This is a genomic window from Gracilibacillus sp. D59 (assembly GCF_052246695.1).
Taxonomy (GTDB): domain Bacteria; phylum Bacillota; class Bacilli; order Bacillales; family Amphibacillaceae; genus Gracilibacillus.
Genome location: NZ_JBQQCK010000007.1, coordinates 142,724 through 164,983, shown reverse-complemented (window position 1 = coordinate 164,983; position 22,260 = coordinate 142,724). Strand labels below are relative to the sequence as shown.

Genomic DNA, 22,260 nt, shown 5'->3' with positions numbered 1-22,260 from the left:
TGTTCCCTTTTTCACTAAAAAGTGCACCCTGTATAAAATTATATTTGTTTGTTTCTATTGTCTCTCCAACCAACAAACATTCTCAATGTGCGTCGTCTGAGGAAACATATCTACCGGCTGGACTTCTTTTGTCTCATAACCGCCATCCTCTAATATCCGCAAATCTCTTGCTAAAGTAGATGGATTACAAGATACGTAAACAATTCGTTTTGGATTCATCTCTAGCATCGCTTCCAGTAATGCTTCGTCACAACCTTTTCTTGGCGGATCTACTACAATTACATCTGGTTGCAGGCCTTGTGCTCGCCACCATGGCATTACCTTTTCTGCTTGTCCTACAAAAAATTCTACATTGTCAATATGATTTAGTTTTGCGTTTTCTTTGGCGTCACTTACTGCTTCTGGTACGATTTCCACACCGTATACCTTTTTCGCCTGTTGTGCCAGAAATAGCGAGATTGTCCCAATACCACAGTAGGCATCAATCACTGTTTCATTTCCTGAAAGATTTGCGTATTCTAATGCTTTTTCATATAACTTTTTCGTTTGAGGAGGGTTTACTTGATAAAATGATTTGGCAGAAATCGCAAACCGGATATCTCCAATCTGATCATAAATATATTCTTCTCCCCATATTACTTTCGTTTTCTTACCAAGAATCACGTTCGTGCGATCAGGGTTAATATTTTGAACGATCGATTTAACATGAGGATTCGTTTCGGTAATTTCTTGGATGAGTGTATCTAAACCGTGCACTTTTTCTTTTTTTGTAACTAATACGACCATCGTTTGCTTCGTTTCTTGACCAGATCTCACCATGATATGGCGTAATATACCACGGTGGCTTTTCTCATCATAATGAGGGATGCCTAATCGATTAGCCGTTTCACGAACTGCTTCTACCATGCGGTCATTGACTTCATCTGTAATGATGCAACGGGCCATATCATCAATGATTTCATGACTCTTTTTTCGATAAAAACCAGTAATTAATTCTCCATTTTTCGATCCTACTGGTATCTGAACTTTATTCCGATATCGCCAAGGATCTTCCATCCCGATTGTTGGATGAATCGGGACATCTTCAATGTGGCCGATCTTTCTTAAAGAGCTTTCGACTTGATTTCGTTTCATTTCGAGCTGCATCTCATAACTCATGTGCTGCAACTGACAACCTCCACATTTATAATACACATTACATGGTGGTTTGACACGATCTTCACTTTCCTCTGTCACTTCGATTAATCGACCAAATCCGAAATTCTTTTTGACCTTTATTACTTTCACTTCAGCAGTTTCACCAGGTAAACCATATGGAACAAAAAGTGGGTAGCCGTCTATCTTGCCGACTCCAGCACCTTCATGTGTAATATCTTCAAATGTTAATTCGATTGTTTGATTTTTCTTCACAGGCGGGGCTGTTTTTGTCATAATATCAACGTCCTTTTTCTCAGGTAAAATGCCTTCTTTCGTCAAGTCGACATTCTCTCTTATCATATGTTGTCCAAATTTTATCACAGCTAATGACAAATAGAAAATACTGTGTCTAATTTGATCATTTCCTGGGAAATAATCCTATTATTTTATCGAAAAATAAAGGTACATTCTCCGACAGAATGTACCTTTTATTCTAAGCGGGCACTCTCCGCTTCTTCGATTTTTGCTTGTTTTTCGATAAATTCCTCGGAAACAAAAAATTCGATATGCTGATAGAGGTTTTCAAATTCACCTGGTAACAGGCCACCGTATTCTCCATCTAAATTAAGCTGCATTTTTTCATCCGTATGGACTTTAATTCGATTTGCTCTCGTGTAAAAGATATGTTTATCTTCTAGGTGTGCACCTTTTGTCGCAAGGCTAGCAATACGGACAAATTCGGCAAGATTTATCTTACGCAGAATGACTAGATCAAAATAACCATCATCCATTCTAGCTTCAGGCGCAATTTTCTCAAACCCTCCTACAGAGTTCGTATTCGAGACGAGGAAAAGCATGATTTCATCGTCAAACCATTTACCATCGTACTCGATTTGAACCTTCGTTGGTTTCAATGATGGAAGCATTTCAATCCCTTTTAAATAATAGGCGAGCTGACCTAGCATCGTTTTTAATTTACTGGGGACTTCGTAAGTTAATTCTGTTAACTTTCCGCCACCTGCTATATTCATAAAATAATGATCATTTACTTTACCAATATCAAGCTTGCGAGTATAATGCTCAAGGATTACACTAACTGCTCTTTGGATTTCTCGAGGAATCCCTAATGCTCTTGCGAAGTCATTGGTTGTCCCAACTGGAATAATTGCTAATTGTGGTCGATATTCCTGCTCTGCCATACCATGTATGACTTCATTAATGGTGCCATCTCCACCTGCAGCAATTATCAAATCAAATTTGCGTTCTACCGCAATTTTTGCAGCATTTATCGCATCACCTTCAGATGTAGTCGCATGGGCAGATGTTTCATACCCTGCTTCTTCAAAGCGCCTTAAAACTTCTGGCAGCTCTTTTTTGAAAGCCTCACGACCTGACGTTGGATTATAGATAATGCGTGCACGTTTCATACTCATTCTCCTCTTAACGTAACTTCCTATCTTACATCATAATTGTTTTGCCTAATTTTGTAAATGGAAACTACCCTTATTATCTCACAAACCTTCAATTGATTCGTCGCGAGATAAGTATTTCCCTTCACTAGGTACAAGGATATACCTCGTGAAGAAAGGACTGTGCTTTGTATTGCACAGCCCTTCAAGCTTTTTTATCGCTTTTGCATTTCTTCTTTGATGATTTTGTTTACCATCGGTGGGTTAGCTTGTCCTTTTGTTGCTTTCATTGTTTGACCAACGAGGAAGCCAAGTGCCTTATCTTTACCATTTTTGAAATCGATAATCGATTGTTCGTTTTCGTCAAGGATTCCAGTAATGATCTCGCGAAGTTGACCTTCATCAGAGATTTGTACAAGTCCTTTTTCTTTGACGATTTTTTCTGGGTCTCCACCTTTTTCCACTAGTTCTGCAAAGACTTTTTTCGCCATCTTAGAGGAGATAGTGCCATCCTCAATAAGCTGAATCATTTTCGCCAGTGCTGCTGGTGTCATCTTCAAGTCTTGGATTTCAACTTGTTGTTTATTCATATAAGCTGAAACTTCACCCATTAGCCAGTTGGACGCTTGCTTAACATCTGCACCTGCTTCAATAGCCTCTTCAAAGAAGTCAGACATTTCTTTTGTACTTGTTAATACACCCGCGTCATATGCTGGCAGGTCTAACTCTTTGACATAACGCTCGCGGCGTGCATCTGGTAATTCCGGAATTTCGGCACGAATGCGTTCTTTCCATGCATCATCAATATACAGTGGAACTAGATCTGGTTCTGGGAAATAACGATAATCGTCAGAACCTTCTTTGACACGCATAAGAATTGTTTCTTTCTTTTGCTCATCGTAACGACGAGTTTCCTGAAGGATCTCACCACCGTTTAGTAATACTTCACGTTGGCGTTTTTCTTCGAATTCCAACCCTTTTTGAACAAAAGAGAAAGAGTTTAAGTTTTTCAATTCTGTTTTGGTACCAAATTCTTTTTGCCCTACTGGACGAATGGAAATATTGGCGTCACATCGAAGTGAACCTTCTTCCATCTTACAGTCTGATACACCAGTATATTGGATAATATTCTTTAGTTTTTCCAAGTAAGCATATGCTTCTTCTGGTGTACGAATATCCGGTTCTGATACGATTTCGACAAGTGGTGTACCTTGGCGGTTATAGTCCACTAAAGAATAGCCATCATCACCGTGTGTTAATTTCCCTGCATCTTCTTCTAAATGAAGTCGTGTGATTCCGATTTTTTTCTTCTCACCATTTACTTCGATTTCAATCCAGCCATTTTCCCCAATTGGTTGATCAAATTGTGAAATTTGGTAAGCTTTCGGGTTGTCTGGATAGAAATAATTTTTACGGTCAAATTTAGTATTTGTTGCAATATCACAGTTGATCGCCATTGATGCTTTCATCGCATAATTGACAGCTTCTTCATTTAATACAGGTAATACACCTGGATATCCTAAGTCGATCGGGTTTACGTTAGCGTTTGGCTCTGAACCAAAAGCATTAGGACTTGGACTGAAAATTTTCGACGCCGTTTTTAATTCAACGTGTACCTCTAAACCAATAACTGTTTCAAAATTTGTCATTATTGGTCACCTCCTAAATTAGGACGTTTCTTATGATGATCTGTTGCTTGCTCGTAAGCATATGCCGTACGATAGATCATTGATTCATCGAAGTGTCTACCAATGATTTGCAGTCCGATAGGTAAACCGTCACTTGAGAAACCACATGGTATTGATATACCCGGAAGTCCTGCAAGGTTTACTGGCGTTGTTAAGACATCATCAGTATACATTGTTAATGGATCATCAATTTTTTCACCGACTTTGTATGCTGGTGTTGGTGTTGTTGGACCAACTACTACATCATACTCATCGAAGATTTTTTCGAAGTCATTTTTAATAAGTGTACGTACTTTTTGTGCTTTTTTATAGTATGCATCGTAATAACCGGAGCTTAATGCAAATGTTCCTAACATGATACGACGTTTTACTTCATCACCAAAGCCTTCTGCACGAGACTCTTTGAACATATCAATCATGTCGACGTTTTTCTCTGTACGTTTACCATAACGAACGCCATCAAAGCGAGCTAAGTTGGCACTTGCTTCTGATGATGCTAGTAAGTAATAGGCTGCAACTGCATATTTAGAGTGTGGTAAAGAAACTTCTTCCCATGTTGCACCTAATTCTTCATACTGTTTTAAAGCAGCTAGAACTGCCTCTTTTACTTCCGGGTTAACCCCTTCTTGTAAGTATTCTTTCGGTACAGCAATACGTAAACCTTTCACATCTTCTTTGAATGCATCACTATAGTTTGGAATATCTACATTGGCAGAAGTAGAATCCATATTGTCATGGCCAACAATTGCCTGTAGTAAGTGTGCATTGTCTTCTACAGTTCTTGTAATTGGTCCAATTTGATCAAGTGAGGATGCAAACGCAACAAGTCCAAAACGAGATACAAGACCATATGTAGGTTTCATTCCAACTACACCACAGAATGCTGCTGGTTGACGGATCGAACCACCTGTGTCAGATCCTAGTGAGAATAATACTTCTCCTGCTGCTACAGCTGCCGCAGAACCACCACTGGAACCACCAGGAACATAGTCTGTATTCCATGGATTTCGGGTATTTTCATAGCTAGAGTTTTCTGTTGAAGAACCCATCGCGAACTCGTCCATGTTTAATTTTCCAATGTTGATCGTCTTTTCTTTGTTTAACTTTTGGATGACGGTTGCATCATATAAAGGATCGTTCAAGTTATCAAGGATTTGACTTGCACAAGTTGTCCGTAATCCCTTCGTTACGATATTATCTTTAATTCCGATTGGCATACCATATAAAATGGAGGCATCAGAACCTAGTTTTTCGTCTAATTCTTTTGCTTGTTTTTTTGCTTCTTCTTCGTTTAATGTCAAAAATGCTTTGACTTGATCATCCACTTCATTTATACGGTTATATGAAGTTTCGACAAGATCACTAACAGTAATTTCTTTATTATGTAGCTTTTCTTGTAATTCTTTTAATGTATAATCAAAAAGTGACAAAAGAAACCCTCCTTATTCAAGAATTGATGGTACACGGAATTGACCATCTTTTTGATCTGGCGCATTCTTCAATGCATCTTCTTTCCTAATCCATTCTTTTGGCTCATCTTTACGCATCACATTTTTCAAATCTAATACGTGGGTTGTTGGCTTGACGTCATCGGTATCCAACTCATTTAACAACTCTGCGTAATTAATGATATCTCCTAATTGTTGAGTGAATGTTTCTACTTCTTCATCTTTTAAAGCTAGACGTGCTAGATTTGCGACGTGCTTTACTTGTTCTTTTGAGATTTCTGCCATGTTAATTCACCTCCATATATATTGGAAACTAACTATTATATGTTGAAAAACTTGGCTTATCGCCGCTAAAGAATGCCTTGTGCGCTTTGGCTACATGTTCTTCCGGCGAAAACCTTAGTTTTACTTATACCTTGTACTAACAACATTTTACCTTCGTCGATTAATACTTGCTAAAATTATATATTTATCTAGCATGCAAATAAAATCCATAACGTTTATTTTACCATTAATCCTATCTTTGCAAAACTTTTTTGAACAGAATTATCGGTATATATGAACAAATCCTTCTTCTTGTCCTGCATCTCTTACAATTAAGGCCTCTTGTCTCTCACCCGATGTGATATTGATTTCTAATTGATAGTCATTAGGAAATCCTGATAAAACAAGTCCATAGACATATTGTGTAAAACCAATTAATTCTGCCTTCCCATAAAAAGATACCGGGATTTCTACTGTTAATTTACGCAACTCACCATTTTGAAAAAAGCCCTTTCCAATCACACTTACATAGTTCGGAAAATAAGAGGCTATATCTGTTTCGAAGTCGTCTAATGTACCCCATACATCAGGATAGGTATTCTCTCCATAATTAGATGGAAATAACACATTTTCTTCATTTACTTCTTGCCATTCCCCGACTGATGCACTGTCAGCAGCGATATTAGTCTTAGCGACAAAATTTCCTGGTACAAGTGAATTTTGCGATTCTTCACGGAAGATCGCTAACATAATAGGCACGTTCTTCAGACCTTCCATTTGACGAATTCTTTGTACGACCTTACCTGCTATCTTATTAGCTTCACTCATCATTTTACTTTCTGAAATGTCCTTATAGTAATAAGGACCACCTATTTCTGTCTGGAATCGGTAAACAGATTTCATTGCAATACCAATGGAAATTCCCGCTAATTCAACAGCATCTTCTTTTGATTTCGTTAGGTAGTTTTGTTCTAAAATATGGGAAAGGTATTTGGGATTGTTTTCTTCTGCTTCCTTGTCTGTTTCATTCTCACCTTTTTTCAATTCTGGATTAAGTCCTAATGGTTCTTTGTCTTTATCAAACCGTTCCAACCAGTTATATAATATATCTTCTGTTAAATATTGACCCTCCTGAAAATAGTATTTCTCAGGATCATATACTTCTTTTGAATGACGACGTAATCCTTCCTCTAATTCATCAATATCCAGGCGATTGGCCACTTGGTTGGTAATAACCCCTCTTGCCTTGCTTAAATTAGAGTCAATTAATACGCGATAATTTTCTTCGTCCAAATTATATTTCGGAATCACCGCTGTTTCTTGTAAAGTTTTATCTGTACTTTCATCGACAACTGTATCTTCCTGTTCACCACTAAAATCTGGTGCGCATCCGGCTAAAACTAATACGACAATGAAGAGGCTAATTACAGTCTTCTTCACTATGCTTCCTCCTCTAATACTTCCTGCAATTTTGACTCATCCCAAACTTCAACATCTAATTTGTTCGCTTTAGCTAATTTAGATCCAGCATCTTCCCCGGCAATCAGCAAGTCTGTCTTTTTACTTACACTACCTGTTACGTTACCACCAAGTGCTTCGATTTGCTGCTTTGCCTCTTGTCTGGTATAAATCGCTAATTTCCCTGTTAAGACAACTGTTTTGCCAGCAAATGGACTATCTTCTACAACTTCACTTACTTTCGGTCCATTGTAAGTGAGATTTAAGCCTAAATCTTTTAATTCAGAGATAAGCTGTTTCACTTTATCATCTTCAAAATAATGAACAATTGAATCTGCCATTTTATCGCCAATTTCATCAACCGCTACTAAGTCTTCAAAACTAGCTTGCTGTAGGCGGTCAATGGTTTCAAAGTGAGTTGCTAATGTTTTTGCTGCCTTCGAACCGACATAGCGAATACCAAGGCCAAATAGTACACGTTCCAGTGAGTTTTCCTTGGAATCTTCAATAGCTGTTAACAAGTTTTCTACCGATTTTTCGCCCATGCGTTCTAGTTTTAATAATTCTTCACGCTCTAATCGGTAAAGGTCAGCAATCGTGTGAATATATTCAGCTTGGAAAAGTTGTTCGATTACTTTTTCACCAAGTCCATCAATATTCATCGCCAGTCTTGATACAAAGTGAATCAGACCTTCTTTTAACTGAGCTGGGCAGTTTGGATTAATACAACGCAAAGCAACTTCCTCTTCTAAGCGGACAAGCTCGTCTCCACAAGATGGACATGTTTCTGGCATTGCGAAAGGCAGCTGCTCCTCTGTTCGCATATCTTCAACAACTCGAACCACTTCAGGAATGATATCACCCGCTTTCTTGATCACAACTGTATCGCCAATACGGATATCTTTTTCCTGGATTAAGTCTTCATTGTGAAGTGATGCTCGTTGTACAGTAGTACCAGCCACTTTAACCGGCTCAAGTATAGCTGTTGGTGTGATAACACCTGTTCTTCCAACACTTAACTCAATATCAGTTAGTTTCGTCACCGCTTCTTCTGCTGGGAATTTATAGGCGATCGCCCAGCGCGGACTTTTCGCAGTGAAGCCCAGCTGTTCCTGTGCTTCAAGATTATCAACCTTTATAACAATGCCATCGATATCATAGGAAAGAGTCGCTCTTTTTTCCACCCACTCTTCAACATATTGGATCACTTCGTCGATACCATTACATTTTCGCCACTCGGGATTGGTTTTGAAACCTAGTTCTTGCAGATAAGTTAGACGTTCACTATGGGTTTCTAAAGAACCAGATTCCCATTCACCTACCGCATATAAGAAAATATCTAAATGACGTTTTGCCGCGATTTTCGGATCAAGCTGACGTAAAGATCCTGCCGCTGCATTACGCGGGTTCGCAAATGGTTCTTCTCCGTTTTCTTCACGGGCTTCATTTAATGAGACAAATGCACTCTGTGGCATAAAGGCTTCACCACGAACTTCAATCGGGGAGCCGTCCTTAATTCTTAATGGAATACTTCTTATCGTTTTCAGGTTACTGGTAATATCCTCACCTGTCGTCCCGTCCCCACGTGTCGCCCCTTGCACGAAAAGACCATCCTGATAACGTAATGAAATAGCAAGACCATCGATTTTCAGTTCGCAAACATAAGTAACGTTGTCGGTTTCTAACCCTTCACGAACACGTCGATCGAAATCTTTTAACTCTTCTTCATTAAAAGCATTGCCTAAACTCAACATCGGTACACGATGAGTGACTTTCTCAAATTGATCTAATGGCTCTCCACCTACGCGTTGTGAAGGTGAGTCAGGTGTAATTAGACCAGGAAATTCAGCCTCAATTGCTTTCAGTTCCTTCATTTTTGCATCATATTCAGCATCCGGTACGCTCGGGTTATCTAACACATGGTATTGATAGTTATATTTCGTTAATTCTTCTCTTAACGTTGCTAATTTCTGACGTGCTTCTTGTTCTGTCATTTAGTGAGCACCTCCTTTTTTACACCTTTGTAATTGGGGCAAATTTTGCGAGTAGTCGTTTAATTCCTGTTGGAGCTGGGAAAGCAATGTCTAATTCCATCGCATCACCTGAACCATCTACTTTCACAACTGTTCCTTGCCCCCATTTTTTATGGTTTGCTTTGTCGCCTACATTCCAACCTTCTTTTTCTCCGCCAGTTGTTTGATTAACATGACGTATTGGTTTACGTTTTGGTTTTTCTGGCTGTTTTTCAAATGGTAAGTCCTGATCTTGAATGGCCATTCGCCCAAGCGGTGAGCCAAACATTGATTCCTGTAGTTCTTCTTTTCCTTCTAATAAGTCATCTGGAATTTCGTCAATAAAACGGCTTATTGGGTTCATGTTCGTTCGACCAAATAATGTCCGCATTTTCGCATGGGAGACGTGCAACATCTCTTCTGCTCTAGTAATCCCTACGTAGGCGAGGCGTCGCTCCTCTTGCATTTGATCCTCATCCATCAATGAACGGCTATGCGGAAAAACACTTTCTTCCATACCGATCAGAAAGACTACGGGAAATTCCAACCCTTTTGCCGCATGTAATGTCATCATCGTCACACTGTCATCTGCGGTTGGATCATCGTCCATACGGTCAATATCTGAGACCAATGCTAAATCAGTAAGGAAGTTTACTAATGTTTTATCTTCATTTGTCTCCTCAAAATGTTTCGTAACGGTTTTGAATTCTTCAATGTTTTCTAGACGTGTTTCTGCTTCAATACTTCGTTCATTATGGAGCATTTCTTCGTAGCCGGTTTTTGCAATGACTTCTTCGACCATATCAGTGGCAGAAAGGAATTCCTGTTGTTGCTCCCAATTTTTAATCATCTGGCCAAACTCCATTAAGGATTTAGCCGCTTTAGCACTGACACCGACAAAATCTATTTCCTGCACTGCTGTGTATAAAGAAATATCGTGTGCCGTAGCATAAGCTTGGAGCTTGTCTATCGTTGTTTTTCCGATACCACGTTTTGGTACATTTACGACACGGACAAAGCTGATATCATCATCTGGGTTGACGATTAAACGTAAATAAGCGAGTAAATCTTTAATTTCTTTACGATCGTAGAACTTGGTGCCCCCGACCATTTGATACGGAATATTTGCTTTCACAAAAGTTTCCTCAATAGCACGTGACTGCGCATTGGTACGGTAAAGAATTGCAATATCTTTGTGCTTATATTTATTTTCTTGGATTAATTGTTCGATCCGCTCGGCAACAAATAATCCTTCTTCGCGTTCGGTTGACGCTTGGAAATAGCGAATTTTATTTCCATCTTGATTGTCAGTCCACAAATTTTTCGGTTTTCTACCCATATTGTTTTCAATCACCTGGTTGGCAGCTTGAAGAATCGACTTTGTGGAACGATAATTTTGTTCCAACATGACAACACGTGCAGAAGGATAATCTTTTTCAAAAGAAAGAATATTAGTAATATCCGCTCCACGCCATGCATAGATCGATTGATCAGAGTCCCCAACAACACAGAGATTTTGAAAACGTGCTGCCAGTTGTTTAACTAATGAATACTGCGCATGGTTGGTATCCTGGTACTCATCGACATGAATGTATTGAAAACGGCGCTGATAGTATTCTAATACTTCCGGCACTCGTTTAAACAAGTGAATCGTCTGCATAATTAAATCATCAAAATCTAGTGCTTGATTTTTACGCAAACGACGCTGATATTCGTTATATACTTCGGAAACTTGCCGATCAAAAAAGTTGTTTACTGATTCCGCAAACTTTTCAGCAGTAATAAGTTCGTTTTTAGCACTACTGATCACACCGAGTATCGCTCTCGGCTCAAACTTCTTAGCATCAATATTTTTATCTTTTACGATATTTTTGATGACCGTAAGCTGATCACTACTGTCTATAATTGAAAAATTACGACTGTATCCGATCCTGTCGATATCTCTTCTCAGGATTCGTACACACATCGAGTGGAAGGTGGATACCCATATATCAGCTCCAGCCGGTCCAACAAGGCCTGCTATTCTTTCTTTCATTTCACGTGCCGCTTTATTAGTAAAGGTAATCGCTAATATGTTTCGCGGTGAAACTTCCTTTTCATCTAACAAATAAGCAATACGGTGGGTCAGTACGCGGGTCTTCCCACTTCCTGCCCCCGCCATAATTAGTAAGGCACCATCTGTATGTTGTACAGCTTCGCGCTGCTCTTTATTTAATCCTTTTAACAAGTCGTGCATCATCCGACTCATCGTAACACCGTCCTTTTACTTTGTTGCTTTTACCGTTTTTAACGCTTCCTTCGGGTTATCGTATAGTGCATTACCGACCACTATGATATCGGCATATTCACTTATCTCAGCGGCTTGTTCTTTCTTTTCAATACCACCGCCATAAATGAATTTTGTATGTTTGAGTTCTTGACTGATTGATTTCACAAGGCCCGGATCCCCGTATGTACCACTGTATTCTAAATAGAAAAAAGGTAAACGGAATAAATGCTCTGCCATTCTTGCATAGGCAATCGCTTCGTCTTGTGTTGGGAGCTTGCAATTAGCATGCTGAAAAACTTTTGACTGATCATTCATAATACAATACCCTTCGGCAAACATTTCGTCCCAATTAATAATGTCGCCATATTCAAGTACCGCTTGATGTTGGATATCCATCATCCATTTTTTATCTTGACTGTTTAACACCATTGGCACGAAATAATAATCATAACCTGGTGTGACTGATTCGATAGTAGATATTTCTAAAATAACAGGCACTGTGTGACGGCGGATTCTACTTAACAATTGCAATACACCATCTAATGTTACATCGTCTGTACCACCGACCATAATGGCATCTGTTCCTGATTCACATATTTTATCTATCAATTCTTCAGAGATCTCTTTTGCAGGATCTAACTTGAAGATATGTTTCCATTCGTCGATATTATACACAATCTAAGCCTCCAATGACGATTCTATATCCATTATTTCATTATAGCAAAAATATACACCTTTTTAGAATGATATCATGTTGAAATTATTTAATTTATGTTTATATATTTTTTTGACACAGATTGTTCACAGACTATTATTTGATTATCTATATTCGCATACCGCCTAATCCGCCCATCGTAGCGACAATTCTATTGACAATCCCTGGTTGGTTAGAGAAATATAATGGAACTAATTTAAAAATCGTACCATTTCCAATACCAGCAAACAGTGCTACTAACAAGCTGCCAATCGTGTAAAAAACATAGTTTATTATTTTTATAGACACCTAAAACCTGTTGTTTTAACGAAGTTTGTACTCTTGGTTCATCACGATCACCCATTAAGAAATTAAGTAACACAAACAATAATAAGAGGATAATTAATGTAAAAACTGCCATTCGCCAGCCAACCATACCAGCGATGATTGGTGCACCAAATGAAGTAATCGCACTCCCGATATTACCTACACCATAGATACCGTTCACGAAACCATGTTTTTCTTCTGAATAATATTTTGCTAAGGACGTAACCCCAACGGAGAAAATTGCTCCACCAATCCCTAGGAATAATCCGTATATGAATAAATCGGAAAATGTATTGGCGATTCCCAAATAGCCTACTGGGAGAAAAGGAGGAAACTTAAAACAAATAACCCCCGCGCCCCAAAACAATTGGCGTAAAAATCTAGTGGAACTCGTAAAATAGAACCTAAAATAACAGGAACTGCAGTGATAAAGAATATTTGCTCCGTCGTTAAACTTATATCCTGTTTAGTAAAACTCATTAAAGATGAAAGTAAAACCAAACATAAAGCCGACTACAAGGCTAAGATTTTGTAAAGGTAGTTGAAGCTTTTTTACATTCATCATGTCGGTACATCCTTTCCTACTTTGTTTTGTTATTGCAATCATACCGACTCATTTCAGAAACATGTGTGATCTTTTTCACATCTATATACAATAATGTTTCAATTGTGAATAAATAATGAATTTTACGTTCAAAATAATAGAATGAAGAGAATTATCGTTACGAATTTATGAACTATAATTATATCATTACACATATAAGGTCATTTATTTTATAATAATGGTTGGTGTGTAATGAATACTTTTTTCAAGTTAGTATTCAAAAAATAAAAAAACACATAAGGAGGACAATCATTATGTCATTAATCGGAAAAGAAGTACTACCATTTCAAGCATCTGCATTCCGTCAAGGGGAATTCGTAGATGTAACAGAAGAAACTTTCAAAGGAACATGGAGCATTGTTTGTTTCTATCCAGCAGATTTCACATTCGTGTGTCCTACAGAATTAGAAGATTTACAGAACCAATATGCAGAATTACAAAAATTAGGTGTAGAAGTATATTCTGTTTCTACAGATACTCACTTTACACATAAGGCATGGCATGAAAGCTCAGATGCCATCGGTAAAATCGAATATACTATGATCGGTGACCCTTCTCACGTCATTTCTCAAAACTTTGATGTACTACGTGAAGACGCAGGTCTAGCTGATCGCGGAACTTTCATTATTGATCCTGATGGTGTAATCCAAGCAGCAGAAATTAATGCTGAAGGTATTGGCCGTGACGCTAGTACACTAGTTAATAAAATTAAAGCTGCACAATATGTACGTAGCAATCCTGGTGAAGTATGCCCAGCTAAATGGGAAGAAGGCGGCGAAACACTTAGACCAAGTATTGATCTAGTAGGGAAAATATAAGGAAAGCTCAGGAGCGCCCTTTAGAAACATAGCGATTGGACTGATTCAAGAATCACCTTGTCGGGAAATCGTAGTTTCTGGGCGTTCGGAGCTAAATATTTCCATATATTCTTTCTAAGTAATATAAGAAAAGAGGGTCAAAATGCTTGATCAAGAAATAAAATCACAGCTTAATGAATATTTGAAACTGTTAGAAAAGGATATTGTCATTAAGGCAAGTACTGGTTCTGACGATGTTTCAAAAGAAGTAGACGAACTAGTAAATGAAATTGCAAGCATGTCGGATAAAATCACAGTAGAGAAAGGCTCTTTTGACCGTACTCCTAGCTTTAGCATTAATCGTGCTGGCGAGGACACTGGCGTTATTTTCGCAGGTGTCCCACTTGGTCATGAGTTTACTTCTCTTGTGTTGGCATTATTACAAGTAAGTGGACGTCCACCGAAAGTGGATGATTCTATTATTGAACAAATCAAAAAACTAGAAGGTCCACTACATTTCGAAACATATGTAAGCTTATCATGCCAAAAATGTCCTGATGTCGTTCAAGCACTCAACATTATGAGTGTCGTACATCCTGAAATCACCCATACAATGGTTGAAGGTTCTGCTTTTAAAGAGGAAGTAGATCGTAAAGACATCATGGCTGTTCCTTCTGTTTACTTGAATGGAGAACAATTTGTTGATGGTAGACAAACAATTGAAAGCATTCTAGAAGCATTAGGAAGCAGTGCTGACATTTCTGAGCTAAATGATAAAGAGCCTTATGATGTATTAGTAGTTGGTGGAGGCCCTGCTGGTTCTAGTGCTGCCATTTATGCTGCTCGTAAAGGAATCCGCACCGGTATCGTTGCTGAACGTTTTGGTGGACAAGTTCAAGATACACTTGGTATCGAAAACTTTATTACAACGAAATATACAGAAGGTCCGAAATTAGTTGCTAACATGGAAGAGCATGTTCGTGATTATAATGTAGACATTATGAACTCACTGCGTGCCAAATCTCTTGAGAAAAAAGAGCTTTTTGAATTGGAACTAGAAAATGGTGCAACACTTAAAAGTAAAACCATTGTACTTTCAACTGGTGCTCGCTGGCGTAATATCGGCGTTCCTGGTGAAGCAGAATTCAAAAATAAAGGTGTTGCATACTGTCCACACTGTGATGGTCCCATCTTTGAAGGAAAAGATGTAGCCGTAATTGGTGGTGGAAACTCTGGTGTCGAAGCAGCAATTGACTTAGCTGGTATTGTTAAACATGTTACCGTACTTGAATTTTTACCAGAGTTAAAGGCTGATCAGGTATTACAAGAACGTCTACACAGCCTACCAAATGTTACCGTACTTACAAATGCAAGAACTTCTGAAATCTACGGATCTGAAAAAGTAGAAGGTTTACGTTATGTAGACCGTGAGACAGAAGAAGAAAAAAGCATTGAGCTTGCTGGTGTCTTCATTCAAATTGGACTTGTTCCAAACACAGAATGGCTAAAAGATACATTAGAGTTAAATAAGTTCGGCGAGATTGTAGTAGATGAGCGTGGTACAACAAGTATCCCTGGTGTGTTTGCGGCAGGTGACTGTACAAACAGTGCGTATAAGCAAATCATTATTTCAATGGGATCTGGTGCTACTGCGGCATTGGGCGCATTTGATCATTTAATACGGAATTAATTTTAAAGAGGTTGTCACCTTTTGCTAGAGTGACAACCTCTTTAAGTTTTACATATACTTTTTTGTAATTAATAATTCATGAAACATTAATTTTCTCTCATAAAAAAGCATTATGAACTGTATAATTGAGATTCACTCGCTTTTATTCAGTGTGAATACCTTTAAAATGCTTATAATCGGGATTCACTCCCTTTTTTTCAGCGCGAATACCTGTAAAATACATATAATCGGGATTCACTCCCTTTTTTTCAGCGCGAATACCTGTAAAATACATATAATCGGGATTCACTCCCTTTTTTTCAGTGTGAATACCTGTAAAATACATATAATCGGGATTCACTCCCTTTTTTTCGGTGTGAATACCTTTAAAATACATATAATCGGGATTCACTCCCTTTTTTTCGGTGTGAATACCTTTAAAATGCTTATAATCAGGATTCACTCCCTTTTTTTCAGCGCGAATACCTTTTAAATGCATATAATCGAGTTTTACTCACTACTTCAGTAATTAGACATATTGCGTGTACATGTTAACTAAACCCTTATCCGATTAAATGAACGTTAACGAATAAGGGTTAGGTCTCATAGAAAAGTATTACTTTTTATCAGCTGGAAATACAACTCCTACTTCTTTTCTAGCCTGATCTAGGACTCTAATAGTTTCCAGGGAATTATTCCATGTATTTACTTTATTTTCGATTTCATTATTTTCAATCGATTCGATAAATGATTTTGCTTCATAATACATCGTGTTGTCTTCTTGCCCGGCGTCTAAAACCTCTTCAGAACCATCTTTGTACACAATTTTCACTTCAGTCATATCGGAAAATTTCCCGATAACAATAGAACCTTTTTCCCCTTGAATTTCTGAAGGGATAGAGGAGTTAGTGATTTTAGAAAACATGCAGACACCATTTAAGGAAGGGTAATCCACTGTCACCGTTCCTTCGCCGTCAACACCAGATTCTAGTATAAAGGCTGTTGCTTTCACACGATCTGGTCTGCCGAATAACGCGACCATCGGATAAATACAATAGACACCGATATCCATTAAAGACCCATTTGATAATTCTGGCTTAAATGCGTTTAACACCATTCCTTCTTTGTACTTATCATAGCGGGAGGAATATTGACAAAAGTTCGCAACATAACGGCGAACAGGTCCAATTTTATCCAAACTTTCTTGAATGAGCTTGAAATTGGGAACATGTGTCGTTTTCATAGCTTCCATAAGGGTAACGTTAGTTTGTTTTGCTGTGTCGATCATCGCTTGTACTTCCTGCTCATTGGATGCAAAAGGTTTTTCTACAATAACGTGTTTACCGCCTTTCATACAAGCGATTGCATGTTCACTGTGTAATGCGGTAGGCGAAGCAATATAAACGGCATCAATGCTATCACTACTAGCGAATTCATGTACATCTGTATATGTATGCTCGATATGATACTTACTCGCAAACTCTGTTGCTTTTTCTTCTGTTCTTGAATAAACAGCATTTAATTGAAAATCACCTAGTTTACTTGCTCCATCGATAAATCGATCGGTAATCCAATTCGTTCCTATAACTCCAAAGCGAATCATTATATTATACCTCCATGTTTTTGTCATTGAGCATCGAAAAAGAGTCCCTCTGTCGCAAGAGGCACTCCTTATTTTACTCTTTTTCCTTTAATCGATCCAACACGATACGGTAGCCATCAGTACCATATGCCAAGCATCTCTTGACCCGAGAGATCGTTGTCGTGGATGCGCTTGATTCTTCTACTATCGCTGTATATGTTCTGCCTTCATCAAGCATTTTGGCTACGTGTAAGCGTTGTGCCAGAGATTGAATTTCGTTCATTGTTGCAATATCATCAAAAAAGCGGTAGCATTCTTCCCGGTCTTCCAGCGATAAAATAGCATCAAATAACTGATCTAATTGTTTGCCACGCAATTTATCGATTTGCATGGTACACATCTCTCCTTTTTATTCCGTCTCGCTTGATAGTTCCACACCATCAATGCCAGGGCTTGTAGGAATCACATTGACCCATGTTTGTCCTGGAACAAACGGAACAGGCTCTCCATTCTTCGTTGGGATTATTCTACCATCAATTCGTTCCCATTGCACGTTTTGTACTTTACCTTGCTGTAGTAATAAAGCACTTCCACCAGATTCTAAGTCGATTTCGCGACGTCCTTGATCATCTATTACCTGATGAGCAGTTTCGAGAATTAATACATTATCCAATTCAATTGGCGTACTGTCTGCATATTCTACAGTTTGGACTCCATCACTATATCTCAGATACTTTTGTGATGCCTCATCATATTGGTATCTGACACTATAGTTGCCATAATTAAAGCGAATATCGGTAGCCGTTTCCCCTTCTATAGCTTGATCTTTTTCTAAAAAAGGCATTGGCTGGTATTCCGCTTCAAGCGCATACCCTTCTTCCTCTGCACGCTGATAGATTCCGTCAAATAATGTATACGAGTTATGTGGCGGATTGCGATCAGACGATCTTTCAAACAACACTTTATCATTATCGTAGTACATGCCATTTAATCCCTGTACAGCACCAGATTTAATCATATTTTCTATAAAATCTGCTGCACCATGATATACATATATAGCATTATAATCGTTTGCTAAATTAAAATAGTATGGTCTTGCACTTCTGACAGGACCTACACGTTCAGGAATATCACCATGAAAAAGTGCCATCAACCGAGTAATATTACCTTCCGCCAAAATTTCAAAAACTATATCTGCTTGAGAAAGCCCAGTTTGTGGTCTTGCTTTTGGATGATTGTTAACCATAATTGCCACCGCTCGGTCTGTCAATTCTTCTTCAGCTTCAAGACCAGTAAAAGGGGACACAAACTCTGGTTCCTTAGGCTCTGCTGGTTTCTCTTCTACGATTTCTTCTGGTTCTTCCTGCTCTTGCTTTTTTACTGCTTCTTCTTCATTATTAGAGCATGCTACTAATGAACATAATACAATAATAAGAAGTAAACTTAATTTCTTCATCAAAAAGGCCACCTTTTCATCTGTAAAATAATAGAAAGCGAGAGTGTTAGCGTCCGTGGGTTTTACGGACAGTTAGCACCTTGATAAAACGGAATATCGGCATGCCTATTCATCGCATGCCGATAGATCTAATTCTATTATAGAGGAAATTTGACGAATCGCCAACCTCTTTTCATATCGTTTGGAAAAGATGTCTAGCTAACTAGGAACCTTTCTTATCTCATAATCGCCGGGAAGAGGATATCCTTTTTCTTTACATCGATAATACCTAACGGTGTGATTCGGACAAAAGGTAAGTGCATCGATGATAAGAATAATAAACTGTATGGTGGGTCCTCATATTGATAGCCGTGATCGATGAGAAGCTCTTTTAATTTTTTGTCTTCTTTTATCAGTTTTGGCATTTCGCCTTTGTACATCATTCCAGCAATTTGTAGCGGTAATTCAAAAATCACTTTTCCTTGATGTACAAGGACAATACCTCCGCCAATTTCTTTCATCCTCGAAAACGCAAGCAACAAATCTGATTTACTCTTTCCAATTAATACAATATCACCTGTCAAGGAATAAGAACTAGCTAATCCTCCTAACGTTTCCGTGAATCCTTTAATAATCGTATTTACTCGCCACTCTCCATGACGATCGATTAACATTAAGAAAGATTCATCCGTTGAATTAGTAATTTCTTCTGTATTTGCGTCAATGGTAATCGGATATGGTTTCATGATGACATCATTGACCATTTTCAATCCGACCGGCATCGAGAATTGCAAGTCTTTTTCTGTTAACTGCCAGTCTAAATTGAGTGCTCCTAATCCATATTTATCCCAATCGATTTCGATATGTTGATCAACCAACTGTCCATCTTTCTTCAACCACTTTCCTTTGGCAATAACAGACTCAGGTGTTGCATTATTAGCTTCTGATAAAATATTAAGGTGTGCTACTCGACCTGGAGCAATACCACCGAGGCGTTCCTCTAAATGAAATTGCTCTGCTGCGTTATACGTACCCATCATATATGCTTCAATCTCGGGAACACCATTATCTATTGCAATTTGAATACATTGATTAATTAAACCATTCTCATAAAAAGCAGGTGTCGAACCATCTGTTGTCATCGTTAAGAAATCATAGGAATTGATACCAAGATCCTGCAGTTCTTTTAACAACTTTTTCAAATCAGGTCGTATCGAAGAATTACGCAACCCTACGCGATACCCCATAGATAAACGGTTATAAACCTCTTCACCTGATAATGCCTCATGATCTGAGCTGGCACCTAGCAGCTTTAGCTTTACCAATGTGTGTTCAGAAGCACCTGGGAAGTGCCCTTCAACTGGCTTGCGAAGTCTTTTCGCTTCCTGCATCCAGTAAAGAATGCGGTCATCATCACGCAACACTTGTGGCCATGCTGTTAATTCCCCACCTTGGACAACGGCTTCATGCTGCAACCATGCTTGAACTTCTTCGTCCCTAAAAATCTCCTGTTCTTCATTGATTTCTGACTGTGAATCGAATCTTGCCCACCAATACATTGATACAGGAATTCTCATGAAATCCTCCATTAATGTAAACGCTTTCTCTCTGTTAGTTAAATAAAGCCATGATAAGTTGTCATTCATCAATGTTGTTGTTCCTGTTTGCCCGGCATACATAGCTAGTTCATAAGAGTTATAAAGTTGAAATGGATGTGCATGTGGTTCAATATATCCTGGTACCACGAATTTACCTGTACAATCGACTACTTCGATGTCTGTCAATGAATCAGGTAATTTCGAGCCCACATATACAATCCGATCATGATAGATCCAGATATGTGCCTCCAACCATTTTCTTAGGAAAACATTTAAATAATAAGCGTTTTTCAAAATAAGTGTCGCTGACTCTTTACCATCGATCACTGCTACTTGCTTACGAATTTCTTTATTACGCCATCTATATAAATGATCATTCATCATAATCTCCTCAATCTCTTTATGATTTCCTCCTATTTTATCACGTATTGGCAGCGTTTGCATTGTGTGATTTTTACAAATTTATGACTATTTTTTAGGCAGATTTACGTATAAAAATTAGCATAACAAATGAAACGACAATGATAGACAAAACCCACGCCCATGCAAGTGTCATTCTGTTTGATTCAAAGGCTACATAAATTGCCATCGGTACGGTCTGGGTACGCCCCGGAATGTTCCCAGCAAACATTAATGTAGCTCCAAACTCCCCTAATGCACGGGCAAAGCTTAGTACGACTCCTGAAAGAATCGATTTTTGAATTAATGGGAAGGTGATATACCGAAAAACGTTCCACTCATTGGATCCATCTACTCTTGCTGCATCTTCAATATGACGATCCACAAATGTTAGTCCCGTTTTAACAGATTGATACATTAACGGAAAAGCAACCACTACCGCCGCAATAACAGCTGCCCATATGGTAAACATTAATGATTGATTAAACAGAAAATTTGTTAATTTACCCAATATTCCATTTTGACCAAATAACATAATTAAAATAAACCCAATGACAGTTGGGGGTAAAACAATTGGTAATAATAATATCGTTTCAATCAAAACTTTTCCTTTAAACTTCCTCCTTGCCATCAGCCATGCTGCTGAGATCCCCAGGAAAAAGACGATTATTAATGCTAAACTCGAAACAATTAATGATAATTTAATCGGTTGAAAAAATGCTTCCATCTATGTCACCATCAATTTCTTGAAATCCGTATTGTTTAAATATATCGAGCGCTTCTTCTGATTGCAAATATTGATAAAAAGTTTCTGCCGCTTGAGTTTTTTTGATCATACCAACTGGATATATGATATCATCGTACTCACCTATTGGCAGTGTTTCGTTTAGTTGAACTTTATCAGAAATCATCGCATCTGTACGATATACCATTCCAGCGTCTACATTGCCACTTTCCACATATTGTACGACTTGTCTTACATCTTTGGTGAAAACTAGTTTTTTTTCTATATCATTATAAATTCCTTGTGCTGTTAACGCTTGTTTTGCATAATTACCAGCAGGAACCGTTTCCGGCGTTCCTATCGCAATTTTATTAAAATGATCAATCGATGTGACTAGCTGATCATCTTTTGGTTGAACCCATACGAGCTCGTTTGTTAATAATGCTCTTGCTTGTCCGTCTTCGATTAATCCTGCTTGTAAAATACGGTCAAAATGATCTAAAGAAGCAGAGAAAAAGATATCTGCAGGTGCTCCTTGCATAATTTGCTGACTTAATGCTCCTGAACCACCGAGATTAATGGCAACTTTTATATGAGGGTGTTCCTTTTCAAATTGTTGCACAGCTTCATTTATTGCATCTGTTAAGGATGCTGCTGCAGAAATCGTTATTTCCTCTTCCTCTGGTTGGCATGCGGTTAATAAGCTGATCGCTAATAATATGTAAATAACCCTCTTCATGTTAATC

Annotated in this window: 18 protein-coding genes and 1 pseudogene; 2 read left to right on the top strand and 17 right to left on the bottom strand. The window is 38.3% G+C overall.

Features of this window, described 5'->3' with window-relative positions:
* Window positions 1-54: 54 nt before the first annotated feature.
* The 10 genes and pseudogenes from rlmD to ACTWP4_RS13515 all read right to left on the bottom strand — a co-directional run.
* Window positions 55-1,431, bottom strand: a complete 1,377-nt coding sequence (gene rlmD / locus ACTWP4_RS13560) for a 23S rRNA (uracil(1939)-C(5))-methyltransferase RlmD (protein ID WP_443129403.1) — start codon at window positions 1,429-1,431, stop codon at window positions 55-57.
* A 194-nt stretch (window positions 1,432-1,625) separates the two neighbouring features.
* Window positions 1,626-2,564: a diacylglycerol kinase gene (locus ACTWP4_RS13555; protein WP_443129307.1), complete on the bottom strand. Its 939-nt coding sequence runs from the start codon at window positions 2,562-2,564 to the stop codon at window positions 1,626-1,628.
* 197 nt (window positions 2,565-2,761) lie between these two features.
* Window positions 2,762-4,195, bottom strand: a complete 1,434-nt coding sequence (gene gatB, locus ACTWP4_RS13550) for an Asp-tRNA(Asn)/Glu-tRNA(Gln) amidotransferase subunit GatB (protein ID WP_443129306.1) — start codon at window positions 4,193-4,195, stop codon at window positions 2,762-2,764.
* Window positions 4,195-5,664: an Asp-tRNA(Asn)/Glu-tRNA(Gln) amidotransferase subunit GatA gene (gatA, locus tag ACTWP4_RS13545; protein ID WP_443129305.1), complete on the bottom strand. Its 1,470-nt coding sequence runs from the start codon at window positions 5,662-5,664 to the stop codon at window positions 4,195-4,197. Before gatA ends, gatB begins: the two co-directional genes overlap by 1 nt.
* 12 nt (window positions 5,665-5,676) lie before the next feature.
* Complete coding sequence (gene gatC, locus ACTWP4_RS13540; RefSeq protein WP_443129304.1) at window positions 5,677-5,967, bottom strand: Asp-tRNA(Asn)/Glu-tRNA(Gln) amidotransferase subunit GatC; 291 nt, start codon at window positions 5,965-5,967, stop codon at window positions 5,677-5,679.
* A gap of 261 nt (window positions 5,968-6,228) precedes the next feature.
* Complete coding sequence (locus tag ACTWP4_RS13535) at window positions 6,229-7,386, bottom strand: CamS family sex pheromone protein (protein ID WP_443129303.1); 1,158 nt, start codon at window positions 7,384-7,386, stop codon at window positions 6,229-6,231.
* Entirely contained in the window at window positions 7,386-9,398 is a 2,013-nt protein-coding gene (gene ligA, locus ACTWP4_RS13530) for an NAD-dependent DNA ligase LigA (RefSeq protein ID WP_443129302.1), read from the bottom strand. Before ligA ends, ACTWP4_RS13535 begins: the two co-directional genes overlap by 1 nt.
* A 19-nt stretch (window positions 9,399-9,417) precedes the next feature.
* Window positions 9,418-11,664 (bottom strand): DNA helicase PcrA, encoded by a 2,247-nt coding sequence (pcrA, locus tag ACTWP4_RS13525; protein ID WP_443129301.1) that lies wholly within the window; start codon window positions 11,662-11,664, stop codon window positions 9,418-9,420.
* Window positions 11,665-11,679: 15 nt separating this feature from the next.
* Entirely contained in the window at window positions 11,680-12,360 is a 681-nt protein-coding gene (locus ACTWP4_RS13520) for a heptaprenylglyceryl phosphate synthase (protein ID WP_443129300.1), read from the bottom strand.
* 160 nt (window positions 12,361-12,520) lie between these two features.
* Window positions 12,521-13,268, bottom strand: a pseudogene (locus ACTWP4_RS13515) (MFS transporter); the annotation flags it as partial.
* Between the two features lie 296 nt (window positions 13,269-13,564).
* Here ACTWP4_RS13515 and ahpC point away from each other — a divergent pair.
* Window positions 13,565-14,128 carry an alkyl hydroperoxide reductase subunit C gene (gene ahpC / locus ACTWP4_RS13510; RefSeq protein ID WP_443129299.1) on the top strand — a complete coding sequence of 188 codons (564 nt, stop codon included), beginning with the start codon at window positions 13,565-13,567 and terminating at the stop codon, window positions 14,126-14,128.
* Between the two features lie 142 nt (window positions 14,129-14,270).
* Window positions 14,271-15,797 (top strand): alkyl hydroperoxide reductase subunit F, encoded by a 1,527-nt coding sequence (gene ahpF, locus ACTWP4_RS13505; protein ID WP_443129298.1) that lies wholly within the window; start codon window positions 14,271-14,273, stop codon window positions 15,795-15,797.
* Window positions 15,798-15,939: 142 nt separating this feature from the next.
* On the opposite strand, the gene ACTWP4_RS13500 is transcribed toward ahpF, so the two are convergent.
* The 7 genes from ACTWP4_RS13500 to modA all read right to left on the bottom strand — a co-directional run bounded on the left by ACTWP4_RS13500 (window position 15,940) and on the right by modA (window position 22,253).
* A complete protein-coding gene (locus tag ACTWP4_RS13500; protein ID WP_443129297.1) occupies window positions 15,940-16,275 on the bottom strand; it encodes a hypothetical protein in 336 nt (111 codons plus the stop codon).
* Between the two features lie 117 nt (window positions 16,276-16,392).
* A complete protein-coding gene (locus tag ACTWP4_RS13495) occupies window positions 16,393-17,379 on the bottom strand; it encodes a Gfo/Idh/MocA family protein (RefSeq protein WP_443129296.1) in 987 nt (328 codons plus the stop codon).
* Window positions 17,380-17,452: 73 nt separating this feature from the next.
* Entirely contained in the window at window positions 17,453-17,749 is a 297-nt protein-coding gene (locus ACTWP4_RS13490; RefSeq protein ID WP_443129295.1) for a YerC/YecD family TrpR-related protein, read from the bottom strand.
* A gap of 18 nt (window positions 17,750-17,767) precedes the next feature.
* Window positions 17,768-18,814, bottom strand: a complete 1,047-nt coding sequence (locus ACTWP4_RS13485; RefSeq protein ID WP_443129294.1) for a DUF3048 domain-containing protein — start codon at window positions 18,812-18,814, stop codon at window positions 17,768-17,770.
* A gap of 215 nt (window positions 18,815-19,029) precedes the next feature.
* Window positions 19,030-20,772, bottom strand: coding sequence for an adenine deaminase C-terminal domain-containing protein (locus ACTWP4_RS13480; RefSeq protein ID WP_443129293.1), 1,743 nt, complete (start codon window positions 20,770-20,772; stop codon window positions 19,030-19,032).
* Window positions 20,773-20,866: 94 nt separating this feature from the next.
* Window positions 20,867-21,517, bottom strand: a complete 651-nt coding sequence (gene modB / locus ACTWP4_RS13475; protein WP_443129292.1) for a molybdate ABC transporter permease subunit — start codon at window positions 21,515-21,517, stop codon at window positions 20,867-20,869.
* A complete protein-coding gene (gene modA / locus ACTWP4_RS13470) occupies window positions 21,492-22,253 on the bottom strand; it encodes a molybdate ABC transporter substrate-binding protein (protein WP_443129291.1) in 762 nt (253 codons plus the stop codon). The genes modB and modA overlap by 26 nt, the downstream gene beginning before the upstream one ends.
* Window positions 22,254-22,260 lie beyond the last annotated feature (7 nt).